13 protein-coding genes are annotated in these 15,304 nt (G+C 59.6%); 6 read left to right on the top strand and 7 right to left on the bottom strand.

Annotated features, from left to right (window positions below; all coding sequences use genetic code 11):
• Nucleotide 1 precedes the first annotated feature (1 nt).
• Entirely contained in the window at nt 2–613 is a 612-nt protein-coding gene (locus VOI21_RS09370; protein ID WP_323769579.1) for a class I SAM-dependent methyltransferase, read from the top strand.
• Here VOI21_RS09370 and VOI21_RS09365 read toward each other — a convergent pair whose 3' ends face one another.
• From VOI21_RS09365 to VOI21_RS09335, 7 genes are all read right to left on the bottom strand, one after another.
• Nucleotides 614–1,552, bottom strand: a complete 939-nt coding sequence (locus VOI21_RS09365; protein WP_323769578.1) for an L-lactate dehydrogenase — start codon at nt 1,550–1,552, stop codon at nt 614–616. It abuts the gene before it with no gap.
• Nucleotides 1,553–2,117: 565 nt separating this feature from the next.
• Nucleotides 2,118–3,236 (bottom strand): glycine cleavage T C-terminal barrel domain-containing protein, encoded by a 1,119-nt coding sequence (locus VOI21_RS09360; RefSeq protein ID WP_323769577.1) that lies wholly within the window; start codon nt 3,234–3,236, stop codon nt 2,118–2,120.
• Between the two features lie 35 nt (nt 3,237–3,271).
• A complete protein-coding gene (locus tag VOI21_RS09355; protein WP_323769576.1) occupies nt 3,272–4,549 on the bottom strand; it encodes an aspartate aminotransferase family protein in 1,278 nt (425 codons plus the stop codon).
• Between the two features lie 3 nt (nt 4,550–4,552).
• A complete protein-coding gene (locus VOI21_RS09350; protein ID WP_323769575.1) occupies nt 4,553–5,656 on the bottom strand; it encodes a mandelate racemase/muconate lactonizing enzyme family protein in 1,104 nt (367 codons plus the stop codon).
• Complete coding sequence (locus VOI21_RS09345) at nt 5,653–6,759, bottom strand: mandelate racemase/muconate lactonizing enzyme family protein (protein ID WP_323769573.1); 1,107 nt, start codon at nt 6,757–6,759, stop codon at nt 5,653–5,655. The genes VOI21_RS09350 and VOI21_RS09345 overlap by 4 nt, the downstream gene beginning before the upstream one ends.
• Nucleotides 6,756–7,838, bottom strand: a complete 1,083-nt coding sequence (locus VOI21_RS09340; RefSeq protein WP_323769572.1) for an alcohol dehydrogenase family protein — start codon at nt 7,836–7,838, stop codon at nt 6,756–6,758. Before VOI21_RS09340 ends, VOI21_RS09345 begins: the two co-directional genes overlap by 4 nt.
• Nucleotides 7,835–10,282: an FAD-dependent oxidoreductase gene (locus tag VOI21_RS09335; protein WP_323769571.1), complete on the bottom strand. Its 2,448-nt coding sequence runs from the start codon at nt 10,280–10,282 to the stop codon at nt 7,835–7,837. The genes VOI21_RS09340 and VOI21_RS09335 overlap by 4 nt, the downstream gene beginning before the upstream one ends.
• Before the next feature lie 53 nt (nt 10,283–10,335).
• On the opposite strand from VOI21_RS09335, the gene VOI21_RS09330 reads away from it, so the two are divergent.
• The 5 genes from VOI21_RS09330 to VOI21_RS09310 are packed head-to-tail and all read left to right on the top strand — an operon-like array spanning nt 10,336 to nt 15,303.
• Complete coding sequence (locus tag VOI21_RS09330) at nt 10,336–11,223, top strand: MurR/RpiR family transcriptional regulator (protein ID WP_323769570.1); 888 nt, start codon at nt 10,336–10,338, stop codon at nt 11,221–11,223.
• On the top strand, nt 11,220–12,299 hold the full coding sequence (locus VOI21_RS09325; protein ID WP_323769569.1) for an aromatic ring-hydroxylating dioxygenase subunit alpha: 1,080 nt from the start codon (nt 11,220–11,222) through the stop codon (nt 12,297–12,299). Before VOI21_RS09330 ends, VOI21_RS09325 begins: the two co-directional genes overlap by 4 nt.
• Nucleotides 12,292–13,125, top strand: coding sequence for a hypothetical protein (locus tag VOI21_RS09320; RefSeq protein WP_323769568.1), 834 nt, complete (start codon nt 12,292–12,294; stop codon nt 13,123–13,125). The genes VOI21_RS09325 and VOI21_RS09320 overlap by 8 nt, the downstream gene beginning before the upstream one ends.
• Nucleotides 13,118–13,861, top strand: a complete 744-nt coding sequence (locus VOI21_RS09315) for a sulfotransferase family protein (RefSeq protein WP_323769567.1) — start codon at nt 13,118–13,120, stop codon at nt 13,859–13,861. Before VOI21_RS09320 ends, VOI21_RS09315 begins: the two co-directional genes overlap by 8 nt.
• Nucleotides 13,858–15,303 (top strand): aldehyde dehydrogenase family protein, encoded by a 1,446-nt coding sequence (locus VOI21_RS09310; protein ID WP_323769566.1) that lies wholly within the window; start codon nt 13,858–13,860, stop codon nt 15,301–15,303. The genes VOI21_RS09315 and VOI21_RS09310 overlap by 4 nt, the downstream gene beginning before the upstream one ends.
• Nucleotide 15,304 lies beyond the last annotated feature (1 nt).

The following is a 15,304-nucleotide window of genomic DNA, read 5'->3' as shown; positions in this document are numbered from 1 at the left end:
CATGACACCGGCAGCCTTTTGGGACGGAATTGCACAGAAATATTCGACACAGCCGATTGGCAACATGGACGCCTATGAGGCGACGCTGGATCGCGTGCGGCACTGGCTGCGGCCTGACATGTCAGTGATGGAACTGGGCTGCGGCACCGGGACCACGGCGCTAAAGCTGGCGGACGGGGTGGCGCGTTATCTGGGCACTGACCTATCCAAGGAAATGGTGCGCATTGCCAACGACAAGGCCTCAGCGGTCGATCATGTTTCCTTTGCCGTGGACGCAGCCGGGACGGCGGGCGCGGGGCAACAGTATGATGCTGTGCTGGCCTTTAACCTTCTGCATCTTGTGGACGATCCGGCGGCGGTCATGGCCCATGTGCGGGGACTGCTACCCGAGGGCGGATTGTTCATCTCCAAGACACCCTGCCTTGGTGGCAAGCCGTGGTTCCGCCCCTTGATCTGGGCATTGCAGAAGATCGGCAAGGCTCCGGGGCCGGTGCATAGCCTGCGGCCCGCACAGATCGAGTCCGCGCTGATTGCCGCGGGGTTCGAAGTGGTCGAGACCGGAGGCTATCCCAAGAAGCTGCCCAACTGGCTGGTGGTGGCGCGGGCGGTTTGATCAGTCGGGCAGCGCCACGCTGTCCGACATTTCCTTGAGCAGGGTAGCGGAGCGGCGCAGCGCCTCTGTTTCCTCGGGGTTGAGGTCCGGCCAAAGCGTCGCCGTGACCCCTTTGGCCCCTACCAGACGGGGCAAGGACAATGCCACGTCCGGCACGCCCAGCACGTCCTTTTCAACGATTGAGACCGACAGCACCGCCTGTTCGTCCCGACCGATGGCCTTGACGATCCGCGCCAGTCCCGCGCCGATACCGTACCATGTCGCGCCTTTTCCGGCGATGATCGTATAGGCGGCGCGGCGCACGCCCTTGTCGATGCGGGCGCGAACCTCAGCCGTCAAGGGCGCGCCGATTTGGGCGGCAAAGGCGGCGAGTGGCACCGATCCGGCACAGGTGTTGGACCAGGCCAGCACCTCTGAGTCGCCGTGTTCGCCCAAGACGTAGCCGTGGACCGATCCAGGCGCGATGCCGAGGTGCCGCCCGATCAGCCAACGAAAGCGGGCGGTGTCGAGGATGGTGCCCGACCCGATCACGCGGGCGGGCGGCAGTCCGGACAGTTGGGTGGCGATATCGGTGATGACGTCGACGGGGTTGCTGGCGACCAGTAGGATGGCGTTTGGGGCGACGGCCATGACCTCGCCGATGACCGCACGAAAGACGGCGGCGTTGCGGCCAAGCAATTCGGGGCGGGTCTCACCCGGTTTCTGAGAGACGCCGCAGGCGAGGATGACGACGGAGGCGTCGGCGATGTCCTTGTAGGTGCCGGAGCGGACGATGGTGGAGCCTGCGAAGGGGACGGCGTGGGCGATGTCCTCGGCCTCGGCCTGTGCGCGGGCGGCGTTGAGGTCGATCAGAACGAGGTCCGAGACGGTGTTCTGCATGACCAGAGCAAATCCGGCGGCACTGCCCACCATGCCCGCCCCGACGATACCGACTTTCATGCGAATCCCTCCTTGGCTGGCCTATGGGAGGAGTGTGCCTGCTGGGGATTTGGTTGCCAATGGCAGCGCGGGTTTTGGGAGGGTGTCCACATGTGGACAGCTTAGCGGTTGTGCAAGATCAAGGAGTTACAGAGGCGTTTTTACACCCTGTTAGGTTTTGAGGGGGTGGACTGGGCTGCGGACGGTGGGTTTGGGATTTGGTGAGGACGACGTTTTGGGGACCACCGGCCCTGACCTGCCGTGCGCCTCGTGGCCGAGCGCTGCGGTGCAGCTTTACCAGACCGTCCATTTGTCCATCTTACACCATTCTCGGCGGGTGAAGGTCGGCTGTGCGTTCAAAACGGACTTGTGCAGGCGCAGCTAGTGTTGGCGCAGCATTATTCTGCGAGTGCAGCAAGGCTTTTGTCGCAATGAAACACATTTCACCGAAGTGGTCATTGAACGGGGCGAGGATCGGCGATCGCAAACCTGTCTGCCGTCCTTACCGGGTTGAGCCCCTAAAGAACACTCGAACCAAACCTTCACCGCACTGGTTCAAATGGCCGCTGCCAGCATGGCCAACCCATTATGCAAAGGGCAATTCCTCAACATTGATTTCACGACCCACCCCGTCCAAATCAATTATAAGATCCTGCGAAGCGCTCTCGATCTCCGTCGACATCATCCCAACGCCGATGTTCTTTGAAAACCGGCGGGAATAGGCAAATTCGCTCAAGACGCCAACGACCTTACCATCGGTCGTTTGGACGTGTAACGAATGTTGGCAACCAAGGAGTGGCGCGCCGGCGATGACAAAGCCAACACGCCTACGCTTCGCGCCTTCAGCCTTGATTTTCAGAAGCGCCGCCTTACCGACAAAATCATCTGGGCTATCAAAATCAACCAGCTTTCCCAAAGATATTTCAAAAGGATTACAGGGATTTACCTGCAATCTCCCATCGGCACCGTAAGAGACCAGACCGCTTTCGAGACGCTCGATGTCATTGGGTGCGCCCGGACGAATACCATAAGCCGCGCCTGCGGCTTTGACGCGTTGCCAAAGCTCATGACCGCGTGATCCATCCTGCAAGTATAGTTCGAACCCGCCTTGTTTGGACCAGCCAGAGCGCGCCAGCACAAGCGGGATTCCATCCAGCTCGGTTTGCTTGAACCCAAAGTATTTCAGGGATTTCACCCAGTCGCCAAACAGATCAACGGCCACCTGCTCGGCTAACGGACCCTGAATTGCGAGCGGCGACACATCGGGTTCAAATACCCGTACATCCAAGCCACGTTCCGCAGCGATGGCGCTTGCCCAAAGTTCGATATCGCTGTCCGCGATAGAGAGCCAATACCTGTTCGGGGCAAGCATCAGCAAGACGGGATCGTTGATCAGAATGCCGTCATGATTGCAGATCGGAACATACCGCCCTTGGCCAACTCTGGTTTTACCCATATCGCGCGTGGTCAGATATTGAATAAGCTGCGCCGCATCCGGACCCGCAATTTCAATCTGACGCTGAGCCGCCACATCCCACATCGCCACACCGGTCATCAGACTGTCATATTCAGCCTGCTGATCACCAAAATGGGACGGTATAAGCATATGATTATAAACCGAAAAGCTTTCAACTCCATCCGCGACAGTTGCATCGAAGTACACTGACTTCCGGACATTTGGGCCGATGCCTATCTGGTAGGTCACGTAAACTCTCCTGTTTGGCTGTGCGCCAAACACTCCTAATCCAAAAAGGTTGAACGTACAGCTTCCAAAACCGCAGCTTGTGTGTGTTCCAGATCGGCTTCGGTAATCGCAAGGGATGGGTAGAGCTTTCCAGGTGATTTGAAGATGCCATGTTTGCGCAGCGCGGCGTTATAAGCGGCGTTTTTGGCCGGATCATCGTGTTTTGCAGAGCGATAATCCCTGCAGGCAGCCTCAGTGAAAAAGATATCAAACAGGGTTTCATCGCCGCAGATTTGGTGCGGGACACCGGCCTTGGTCAGGGCATCACTTTGCATCTCTTGAAGTTTTTTGCCGATGGAGCGCAGACGTTCATAACTTCCCGGACGGCGCAGAACCTCCATTGTCTTGAGACCCGCCGCCGCTGCGACGGGGTTACCCGAGAGTGTCCCAAGTTGCATGAGCCATTTGTCAGCGCCGACAATATCCTTGTCAAAATGCTGCATGATCTGCGCGCTGGCCCCAAGAGCCGCAAGAGGAAAGCCGCCGCCAATAATCTTGCCCAACGTGCAGATGTCAGGCGTCACGCCATATCGCTCCTGCGCGCCGCCGTAGGCCACGCGAAATCCTGTGACGATTTCATCGAAGATCAGCAGGACATTGTGCTTGTCGCAGAGATCACGCAGCCCCTGAAGATACCCCGGCTCGGCAGGAATGATCCTTTGCAAAGGTTCCGCGATAATCGCCGCGACGTCTTTGTGTTCGTTCAAAAGAGCGTCGACTGCTGCCAGATCATTGTATGGTGCGATCAACATTTGATCCGCAACACCCTGCGGGATGCCAGCGCTGTCTGGCACCGCTTGGGGAAAGTTCACGCGGGCAGCAGGCGCAAGGCTCATTTGTGCCTCGGCACTCATGCCGTGATAGCCGCCTTCGAATTTCAGGATTTTGTTGCGACCTGTGTAGGCGCGGGCAAGGCGGATGGCGTACATATCCGCCTCGCCACCAGAGGCCACGAACCGGACCTGCTCGCAGCAAGGGACGGCCTCCACGATCGCCTCGGCCAGCTCGACGCCTTTGGCGTTGTTGGCGAAGAACGTCATGCCCTTGGGCAGCTGTTCTAGAACCGCTTCCATGACCTCGGGGTGGCCATGACCCAGCAGCATCGGGCCAGACCCGATCAGATAGTCGATGTATTCGTTGCCATCCTCATCCCAAACGCGGCTGCCTTCCCCCCGCGCGATCATGATGCCAGGGTCGAAATTGCCGAAACCGCCAGCGGGCAAGACCGCTTGTGCGCGGGTGATCCAGTCGGATTGCGATGTCAGTTTTTGCATGTCTCAGGCCAGTTCAAGAATGGGGGTTCCAAGGATGTCAGGGTCAGGCGTGACGCCAAGCCCCGCTCCGGTCGGCGGGGCGATGCTTCCGTTTTCGCGGGTCGGGCAATCCGGTGCGATCCGTGGTGTGACATAGGACGACAAGTCGCACGTATTTAGCAGTGCGCCTTGCGGCGTTGATGCGGCGAAATGCAGTGAGGCTGCGGTGACGATGTCCGAGCCCCATGTGCATTCTGCGCAAATCTGAGCGCCCAGATGCACCGTCAGGTCGCGCGCGCGGCGCATGGCCGAAAGCCCACCGAATTTCGACAGCTTCAGGGCGACCGCGTCCAGTACGCCAAGGTCTGCCGCCCGCATCAACGACGCTAGATCATATACGCCCTCGTCGATTTTCATGGGCAGGCCGGTGGCTTGGCGCACGGCGGCGCAGTCCTCGAGTGTCTTGCAGGGCTGTTCTAGCATAATGTCGAGATGGGCCACCGCGCGGCCTGTGCGTGTGGCATGCAGTTTCGTGGCGCCACAGTTCCAGTCACCATACACCAAAGGCCCGCGACCCACGGCCTCACGCACGCGTATCAATCGTTCGGTATCTGCCTGCCAATCTGCATCCGCCCCCAGTTTCACCTGAAACTGCCGAATACCCGTTGCATAAGCCTCCTTCGCGATCCGTGCCATTTCGTCAGGCGCTACGCAGGTGATCGAATGATACAGCGGCATGTCGCGGCGGGTTCTGCCGCCCAGAAGGTGATAGAGGGGAAGGTCCGTGGCTTTGCCAAAAAGGTCCCACAGCGCCATATCGACAATGGATTTCGCGTGGTTATGTCCCGGTAGGAAAGCGTCCAGCTTGCGCATCGGCGCATCGACACCCGTCGGTGTGATGCCAAGGATTTCGGGGGCCATCTCTGTTATCGCACTTGGCACGCCGTCCGCGAACGCCGGCAGGTAATGCGGGATCGGGCACACCTCGCCCCAGCCTTTCAGGCCGGTATCCGTTTCCAGACAAAGCACATGGGTTTTGACGGTGGCGCAGGTTTTCCCGTCGGCCATGTAGTAGGTTTCGTGGCTGGTCAGATCCACCGACCAGAGGGTGATGCCGGTCACCTTCATGAATAGACAGCCACTGGCTCTTCTAGAAGGTCCGCCTCTGGCACGACGCCCAGACCCGGCTGGTTTGGTAGCTCCACATGACCGCCCTGATTGCGCACCCCTTGGCCCGGTGCCAGATCGACGCTTAGGTGGTCGTGGCACAACCAACTCGCCAGCCGGTTCGGTGCGGCAGTAGAGGCGGCAAGATGCAGCGCAGCGGTATCCGCCAAAACCGAGCCGCCCACGTCTTCGACATGCAGTTGCCAGCCAACGGAAACTCCAAAATCGCGCACCTGCCGGGCGCGGGTCAGCCCGCCCAAACGATTGGGTTTGACTTTGACCCCTTCACAGGCCCCCAGCTTCCAAGCGTGCAGATGGTCCTCAAATCCTGACATGCATTCGTCCAACATGATCGGATTGGACACGCGCCCCGCCACATGAGCACATTGCGCCAAAGTCTCGCAGGGTTGTTCGACCCAATCACGGGCAGACACGGAATTCAGCACTTCGATGGCCACTGCTGGCTGCCATGCCCGGTTGACGTCAAACGTGATCTTGTGACCTGCTGGAACAGCCGCCGAAATCGTGTCGATCCGTTCGATATCAAGGGCGACGTCAGTGCCGCCAACTTTGGCGGAATGCACTGTGTATCCCTTGTCCGCGGCAGCCTGGATCAGGGCCAGCATATCCTGCGGTGACCCTGTCGAGATCGAGGAATTTATCAACACCTGTTGATCCGCTTCCCCGCCCAGCAACTGCCAGATCGGCATGCCAGCGGATTGGCCCAAAATATCCCAGCAGGCAACATCAACAGCCGATTTGACATAGGGATGCCCCGGCAGTTGCACGTCCATGATCCGCGACACCGCCTCTGGGCTGCGCGGATCAAGGCCAATTAGATGTGGGGCCAACAGCGCCAGCCCCGCGCGGATGCCGCCTCCATGGGCGGGCAAGTAAGTATGCCCCCAAGGGGTCCCTTCGCCCCAGCCGATCAACCCGGCATCGGTTTCGATCTTGACCAGCGTTGCGTCCAGCATTTCGAATTTCAGCCGCCCGCCGGACAGCCAATAGGGATACTTGAGCGGCAGATCGACTTGATAGACAGAGATGCGTGTGATTTTCACGGTGTCACCACGATGTTGCCGGTGTGCGTTTTGGCGATAAAGGCGGCTTGCGCTTCGCGGAGTTGATCCAGAGGATAGGTCGCGGCAAGGGCTGGCTTGATCTCGCCCTGTTCGATGTAGCGGATCAGGTTGGGCATGACCTCTGGGGTGATCACGGTCGAACCTGTAAAGGTCAGGTCGCGCAGATAGAACGTACGCAGATCAAGCGAGACCATCGGCCCCGCAATCGCGCCGGAACAGGTATAACGGCCACCACGCTCGAGGACTTCAATCAAGTGCGGCCAATAGGGGCCGCCGACAACGTCTGCCACCACGGTGATCTTTTCATCGCCCAAGGCGGCACGCAGGTTTTCCGGAGCACGGGGCAGGATTTTGTCAGGTCCAAGACCTGCAACCTCTTTGTGCTTGGCCTCTGACGCCATCGCGATCACGCGCGCGCCGCGTCGCTTGGCCAATTGCACCAAGGCCCCACCAACGCCGCCTGACGCACCGGGCACCAGCACAGTGTCACTTGCGCCGACATTGGCGCGGCTCAGCATGCCTTCGGCTGTGGAATAGGAACATGAAAACGTCGCAAGTTCGGCATCGGTCAGGTCAGACCGAACCGCCAAAGCACTGCGCGACAGCGTCGTCGTGTATTCGGCGAAACCGCCATCACGCTCTGACCCGAAATAGCCGGTCTTATCCATGTTGCCGGGGTCACTTTCGTCGCGCAACCATCCATCAGTGATCACGCGTTCACCAACGCGCGCAGGATCAACGCCTGTGCCAACGGCGACGATGCGCCCGCAAACATCCGCACCCTGAATGCGCGGAAAGGTGATGGGGGCACCGCCCCATGTGGGATCATCCTTGCCCACCTCCGCGAAGGCACCGCCGGTTGTCGCGTCCGTCACGGTTTTGGAATACCAGCCCGAGCGCGTGTTCACGTCCGTATTGTTCAGCCCGCAAGCTCCGACGCGGATCAGAACCTCACCCTCGGCGGGGTCAGGGCGTGGCCAGTCCGCATGCAGCACCATCTGCTCTAGGCCGCCATGCCCCATCGTGACCATAGCGCGCATTGTATCGGGAAGTGTCATGCGTCCATCCTTGGTTTCATACTTTGTGGATCATAGGCAGGTTCGCCCAACACGCGTGCACGGCGGGGGCTACCATGGATCACGACGTCTAGCGCGGTATCTGGTTTGGCCGCTTCCGGCTTGATATAGGCAAAGGCCAGAATTTTTCCGACAGTCGGGCCGTATGCCACTGATGCGGTAGAGCCGACAACTTTTCCCCCCAACATAACCGCTTCTCCGCCATGTCCGTCGGCCACGCCGTCCGGTTCGATTTCCAAATAGGCACATACCCAAGGTAGATCGGTGTTCAGCGTCTTGTCGCGGCCCAGATAATCCTTGTCGGTGCGCGCAAATCGCAGCACATCCGCCTCGGCCAGCGTCACCTCGTTGGTCAGCTCGCCCGCGCCTTTGAACCCTTTTTCCATCCGCATGACGTTCATCGCGAAGCTGCCGTAATCGGCAATTCCGTGTGCCTTTCCAGCGGCCCAAAGGGCGTTGTAAACATCAAGGCAGTCGGCGGCGGGCATGTGGAATTCCCAGCCCAATTCGCCCGCATAGGACATGCGGAAGGCCCAGATATCGTGGCCCGCGACGGTGATCTGCTGTGCGGAAAGCCAGCGGAAGCCCGCATTTGACAAGTCAGCATCGGTGCAGGCGGCCAGAACATCCCTTGCCATCGGGCCATTCAGGGACAGGGCCGACCAATCGGAAGACAGCGCCGTGATGGTCGCCTTTTCGCCCGCGCGGTTCTGGTCCAGATGATCCAGCAGGCGCTGTTCAAAGAAGGCCGCGCACACAAGGTAGAACGCATCTTCGGCCATCCGCACGATGGTTGTTTCCAACTCGATCCGGCCCGCGCGGTTCAGCATATGGGTCAATGTGATGGACCCCACCTTCTGCGGCATCCGGTTTGCTGTCAGACGGTCAAGCAGGGCATAGGCGTCAGGCCCTTCGACCCGCACCTTGGTAAAGGCCGTCACATCCATGATCCCTACCGCCTCGCGCACGGCTTTGACTTCGGCTGCGACGACGTCATCCACAGGCGTGCGGTTGAAGGAATAGTGATCTTTCTGGGCGATCCCCTTGGCGAAGAAGCGCGGGCGTTCGAACCCGTAGACCTCTTCATGGACCGCGCCCTTGGATTTCAACAGATCGTGCAGGGGGGAGGGTTTGATCGGACGGCCAGCCAGACGGTTGAAATGCGGGAACGGGATTTCGTGGCGCAGGCAGTAATCTTCTTCCGCTTTCATCACCTGCCAGTCTTTCGTCGCATAACTGCCAAAGCGGCGCGGATCGTAGTCGCGCATGGAAATATCTGCGGCCCCGTGCACCATCCAACGGGCCAATTCCCGGGTCAGTCCCGGCCCCCAGCCGATGCCGATCTGGGTGCCGCAGCAGCACCAGTAGTTGCGCACGCCGGGTGCAGGGCCGATCAATGGATTGCCATCGGGCGGGTGGCTGATCGCGCCGTGCACTTCGCGTTGAATGCCCAGTTCCGCAAAAATCGGCATGCGGTTCAGGCTTTCCTCAAGATAAGGCATGACACGGTCGTAGTCGGCATCGAACAACCAGTTTTCATAGTCCCACGGGCAATGATCATGCCAGACCGAGTTAGGATTTTCCTTTTCATAGATCCCGATGAGGCCGCGTTTTTGCTCCATCCGGATGTAGCCCGACACCTTCTTGTCGTCGCGGATGACAGGCAGTTCGCGTTCCAGCGTTTCAAACTCGGGCACGGGCTCGGTGACAAAATAGTGGTGGGTCATGGAGGTCATCGGCAGTTGCAAGCCAGACCATTCGCCCATTTGGCGCGCATAGGTGCCGCCCGCGTTGACCACGTGTTCGCAGGTGATCGTGCCCTTGTCCGTCTCGACCTGCCATTCACCAGACGGCAATTGCGTGATGTTCGTCGCGCGGCACTGGCGGATGATCCTAACACCCTTCTGGCGCGCGCCGGTGGCCATGGCCATCGTGACGTTCGTGGGGTCCACGTGGCCGTCATCGGGCGTGTGCAATGCGCCAAACACGCCGTCGAGATTGTAGAAAGGATGCAACTCGGCGACCTTTTCCGGCCCTACCAACTCGATGTTGAAGCCCAGCGACCGGCCAACGGACAAGGTGTGGCGCAGCCAGTCCATTTCATCAGTCGTATAGGCCAGCCGAAATGACCCGCAGCCGTGCCATGTAACGGGCTGGCCTGTTTCGGCCTCAAGGCCGCCGGAATAAAGCCCGATGTTGTAGTCGACGCATTTGCCCAACCCGAAGCTGGATGTCGAATGGGTGATCTGGCCCGCTGCATGCCATGTGCTGCCAGATGTCAGCTCTGCCTTCTCAAGCAAAACGGTGTCGGCACCCCAGCCTTCGTGGCCCAGATGATAGGCCAGCCCCACACCCATGACGCCGCCGCCGACGATGACCACACGTGCAGTCGATGGAAACTCTGATGCCACAACAATCCCTTTCATCGAGTCGGTTTTTCTCTCGACAGGCTAAGCGGACATAAGTACCATCGTCAATCATGAATGGGACAAATGTATCAAACGCGATTCTGGAGCGGTTGGCCCAAGAGCTGCCGGACCTGACGCCCGAAGCCCGTAAAGCGGCTAAGTATGTGCTGGAGAACCCGCGAGATGTCGGCGTTTCGACCGTGCGCGAGATTGCGCAGGCGGCAAACGTCAAACCCAACACTGTGGTGCGCATGGCGCGTCAGGTCGGGTTTGAAGGCTACGAGGATTTCCGCACGCCTTTCCGTGACGCCATCCGCCGCGGTGCCGCGGATTTTCCAGACCGTGCGCGCTGGTTGCAGGACATCCGCAAGTCAGGCGATCTGGGCGGGCTTTATGCGGATATGCTCCATGACGCGCTGCGCAATATCGAAGACACATTCGCCGCGATTTCCACTGACGATCTGAAGGCCGCCGCCGAGGCGATCTGGGCTGCGCGGCGTGTCTTTACGCTGGGGGTTGGTGTGAACAATTCCGTGGCGCGGAATTTCACCTACCTCGCCTCGACCGGCATGACAGAATTCCACGCCATCCCAGGGCCGGGTTCAACCCCGGTCGATGATCTGGCATGGGCCGATGGTCAGGATGCGCTAATTGCAATGACCTACAAGCCTTACCGCACAGAAGTGGTCAAAGCGGTTGAGATAGCCCGCGAACAGGGCATGACGATTATTGCACTGTCCGACAGTCCGGCGAGCCCGATCCTGCGTGGAGCGGATCACGGTTTCGTCGTGTCCGTAGACACGCCGCAGTTTTTCCCGTCGTCCATCGGCACGATTGCCCTGCTTGAAACGCTCCTGTCCTTCGTGGTGGCCGTGGCCAGCGACGAGATCGTCGAGCGGGTTGAGACCTTTCACAAACGCCGCCACCAGCTTGGCCTTTATTACGCGGAGGATAGATGACAGAACCGATCCGGTCGCTTGATGCGCGATATTATACCGACGCCGCCGTGTTCGAGGTGGAATGCGCAGGACTGCTGGCGCGCACGTGGCAGTTTGGCTGCCACGCGTCCGAGCTAGAGGGGGTTGGCGCCTACGCCACCTTTGAAATCGCGGGCGAAAGCCTGTTTGCGATCCGCGGGCGAGACGAAAAGATCCGCGTTTTCTACAATGTCTGTCAGCACCGTGCGCATCAGCTGGTCAGCGGGTCCGGGATCACGCGGGTCGTGGTCTGCCCCTATCATGCCTGGACCTACGAGTTGACCGGACAATTGCGCGCCGGCCCGAACCTGAAGGCCGTCGATGGATTTGATAAATCATCAGTGTGCCTGACCGAGGTCCGGGTTGAGGAATTCCTTGGCTTTGTCTTTGTGAACCTCGATCCCGATGCCGCCCCGATGGAAACGTGGTTTCCGGGCGCACGGAGCGAGCTGGAAGAATGGGTGCCCAATTGGGCCGATCTGAAGCCGCTGGAATGGGTGGAAATTCCCGAAAACTGCAACTGGAAAGTCTCGGTCGAGAATTACTCTGAGTGCTATCATTGCTCGCTGAACCACCCGACATTTGCCAATGGCGTGGTGAAGCCCGAGACCTATGACATCCAGCCTCAAGGCATGTGTTTGCGCCATACGACAGAGTGTCAGGCGCGGGACCAGATGACCTATGATATCAACTCGGGGTTTGAGCATGCCGACGAGTATTCCAGTTGGTTCCTCTGGCCGATGGTGTCGTTTCAGGTCTACCCCGGCAATGTGCTGAACACCTATCACTGGCGTGCCGTGGACAAAGACCGCGTGGTCGTCTGGCGCGGCTGGTATTCTGTCGATGGGATTGACGATGAAAAGGTGCGTCTGCTGGCCAAGCAGGACCGCGCGACGACCGTGGAAGAAGACATTTATCTGGTCGAAAGCGTGCAGCGCGGGTTGCAGTCACGCGGCTACAAGCCCGGCCCGCTGGTTGTGGACCCAAAAGGCGGGGTCAATTCCGAACATCCCGTCATGCATTTGCAACGCTGGATGAAGGAGGCGATTGATGGCTGATACCTTAATGCCAACCCAATGGACGGCAGACCAAAAGCTGTTCCCCCAACAGGTCGGCTTTACCTGCCCGCCGTTCGACTTTGACGCCGCCCCGTCGGATTTCCTGCGGATGTCGCCCGAGACGGTCGGCGTGCATGGCTGGATGCTGCATGTGCCCGATTACGCCCACGGGCTGGAGCAGCGCAAAGCGAACTTCGGCATGATGGATGATTTCGTGCATTGCATGGCCCGTAATGGCGTCGATGTCTGCGGGCAAGTGGGGTCCAACTGGGTCCACGCCAGCGGGTTGGGTGTCGAAGGCATCCGCCAGCATTGCGCGGACCTGTCGGATAAATACCAGACCCGGTTTCACATGTCCGGCTACGCCATGGTCGAGGCCTTGCGCGATCAAGGCATCGAAAAGGTCGCGCTGAACGGCGCCTACCATTGGCCCGAATGGTGGCAGGGCACCGCCGGGTTCCTGCGCGAGGCCGGGTTTGACGTGCTTTGGGCGGGCAATTTCGTCGATCAGGGCTGGTTCCCCGATCAGGCCACCGTCAACGCCAAACGCTGGATATTCGATGGCGATCTGTTTGAACGCAGTTTTTCCTACGTGGCCGACAAGGCCCCCAATGCTGATGCCTACCTGATCAACGGCATGTGCAATTTCCGCACCGGCCCGGACGGCCTGCCGCAACGCCCACTGCATCTTGCCCGCGCGCTGGAGGCCAAGCTGGGCAAGCCGGTAATCGGCCATGACACAGCGCTTTATTGGCGGATCATGAAGGACCTCGGCATCGCGCCGACCACCCCGCAAAGCCGCCTGCTGGAGAGCTTACATGCATAAGATCGTCGCGCTTTGGGCCATCCCGCGCTCCACCTCCACCGCGTTTGAATGGATGATGCGCCAGCGCGGCGATCTGGATTGTCTGCACGAACCTTTTGGCGAGGCGTGGTATCAGGGCGAAGACCCGCTTTGGCCGCGCTTCAAAGAGGGCGAGAAAACCACCAAGGGTCTGACCATTGAAAGCGTCTGGGACGACATTCAGGCCCGCGCTGGGAAAGGCCCGGTCTTCCTCAAGGATTTCCCCCACTACATCAATCACATGTGGACGCCCGACTTTCTGGGGCAGTTCACCCATGCCTTCCTGATCCGCGATCCGGCCAAGACGATCTCGAGCATGTATAACAAATGGCCCGACTTTGATGAGCTGGAGGTGGGCTTTCCCGAACAACGCGCCCTGTTCGATCTGCTGACCGCCTTGCAAGGCACACCGCCACCCGTGATCGACAGCGACGATCTGCTTGAAGACCCCAATGCCATGGTCGCTGCGTTCTGTGAGGCGGTGGGCATCCCGTTTCTGCCAGAGGCGATGTCATGGGAGCCGGGCGGGGATCCATCGGCCCATTCGTGGTGGGACGGGGGCAGCTTTCACGCCAATCTGGCGCAATCAACCGGCCTGACGCCGCAGCCGCGCCGCTATGTCGAAGTCGCGGATGCCCCCGAACGGGTGCGCCGCGTGCACAGGCGGGTGAAGCCGCACTACGATCACCTTTATCGGCACCGGATCAAACCAAAATGAAGACCTATTGGCAAAACTATATCGACGGTGCGTGGTGTGATGGTGGCGCGGGGCGCATCGACGTGATCAATCCCGGGACGGGTGAAAAGCTGGCCGAACAGGCGCTGGCGGATGCCGCCGATGTGGACCGCGCGGTCATGGCGGCCCGTCGGGTCCACATGTCCGGCGCCCTGTCGGATTTGCGCCCCGTTGAACGGGGTCGGATGGTGCAGGCGATGGGCCGCTTCTTGCTGGACCACATCGACGAGATTGCGCCCGTTCTGACGCTCGAACAGGGCAAACCCCTCTGGGAGGCGCGGATCGAGGTCGAAGGGGCCGCGCGCTATTTCGAGTATTATGGCAATCAAGCTGAGACCGTCGAAGGCCGCTCTATCCCGCTTGGCAAAGACTACTTCGATTTCACCACCTACGAGCCCTTTGGCGTCTCGGCCCAGATCATTCCTTGGAACTATCCCGTTGAAATGACGGCCCGTTCGCTGTCTGCGGCGCTGGCTACGGGCAACACCTGCGTCATCAAGACCCCCGAACTGACTCCGCTCAGCAATGCATGGTTTGCTCGTGCAGCCGAAGCGGTTGGCTTACCCAACGGCGCTGTGAATATCCTGTGTGGGTTGGGATCCGAGGCAGGTGCGGCGCTGTCCGCACACCCACATGTAAACCAGATCGTTTTTACAGGATCAGTGCCAACAGGCATCGCCATTGCGACGGCTGCTGCCCAGAACGTCGTTCCCTGCGTGCTGGAACTTGGCGGCAAGTCGGCTGCAATTGTCCATGACGACGCTGACCTAGAATCGTTTGAGAATGATGTGAGGTGGGGCATTTACTTCAACGCGGGTCAAGTTTGCTCCGCGATGAGCCGCGTGATTGTCCACGATAGCGTTCATGATGAACTGGTCGATCGCATGGTCGGCGTGGCGCAATCATTGAGTGTGAAACCGGGCGTCGAACAACCTGTATTCGGCCCGACGATGGGGGCGATGGTATCCGAGGGCCAGCGCGACCGTGCAGCACAAATGGTCAGCGATGCACAGGCGCAAGGGGCCAATGTCGCAACGGGCGGCCGCAAAATGAACATCCCCGGGGCATTCCTTGAACCAACCATCCTGACCGACGTGACACCTGATATGACCATCGCCCAGAACGAAGTGTTCGGACCAGTTCTTTCTGTCTTGAAATTCTCGTCGGACGAAGAGGCAATCGAGATTGCAAATGGCACGCCCTATGGGTTGGTTGGCGGTGTCTTTACCAGCAAGCTTGATCGGGCAACGCGGGCCGCACGGCAGTTGCGGGCAGGACAGGTATTCGTCAACGAATGGTATGCAGGCGGAGTTGAGACGCCCTTTGGCGGCTACGGAAAATCGGGGTATGGCCGCGAAAAGGGCCGCGAAGCCTTGTGGAATTACGTGCAGACGAAAAACGTCGCGATTAAACTGAGAGGCTAAG

The organism is Antarctobacter sp., assembly GCF_034670325.1.
Lineage (GTDB): Bacteria > Pseudomonadota > Alphaproteobacteria > Rhodobacterales > Rhodobacteraceae > Antarctobacter.
This window is presented reverse-complemented; position numbering and strand designations above follow the sequence as displayed.

Coding starts and splice junctions, on each gene's coding strand:
- VOI21_RS09315 (WP_323769567.1), top strand. CDS start 13,118: ATGCATAAGATCGTCGCGCTTTGGGCCATCCCGCGCTCCACCTCCACC.
- VOI21_RS09350 (WP_323769575.1), bottom strand. CDS start 5,656: ATGAAGGTGACCGGCATCACCCTCTGGTCGGTGGATCTGACCAGCCAC.
- VOI21_RS09325 (WP_323769569.1), top strand. CDS start 11,220: ATGACAGAACCGATCCGGTCGCTTGATGCGCGATATTATACCGACGCC.
- VOI21_RS09320 (WP_323769568.1), top strand. CDS start 12,292: ATGGCTGATACCTTAATGCCAACCCAATGGACGGCAGACCAAAAGCTG.
- VOI21_RS09335 (WP_323769571.1), bottom strand. CDS start 10,282: ATGAAAGGGATTGTTGTGGCATCAGAGTTTCCATCGACTGCACGTGTG.
- VOI21_RS09370 (WP_323769579.1), top strand. CDS start 2: ATGACACCGGCAGCCTTTTGGGACGGAATTGCACAGAAATATTCGACA.
- VOI21_RS09340 (WP_323769572.1), bottom strand. CDS start 7,838: ATGACACTTCCCGATACAATGCGCGCTATGGTCACGATGGGGCATGGC.
- VOI21_RS09365 (WP_323769578.1), bottom strand. CDS start 1,552: ATGAAAGTCGGTATCGTCGGGGCGGGCATGGTGGGCAGTGCCGCCGGA.
- VOI21_RS09310 (WP_323769566.1), top strand. CDS start 13,858: ATGAAGACCTATTGGCAAAACTATATCGACGGTGCGTGGTGTGATGGT.
- VOI21_RS09355 (WP_323769576.1), bottom strand. CDS start 4,549: ATGCAAAAACTGACATCGCAATCCGACTGGATCACCCGCGCACAAGCG.
- VOI21_RS09330 (WP_323769570.1), top strand. CDS start 10,336: ATGAATGGGACAAATGTATCAAACGCGATTCTGGAGCGGTTGGCCCAA.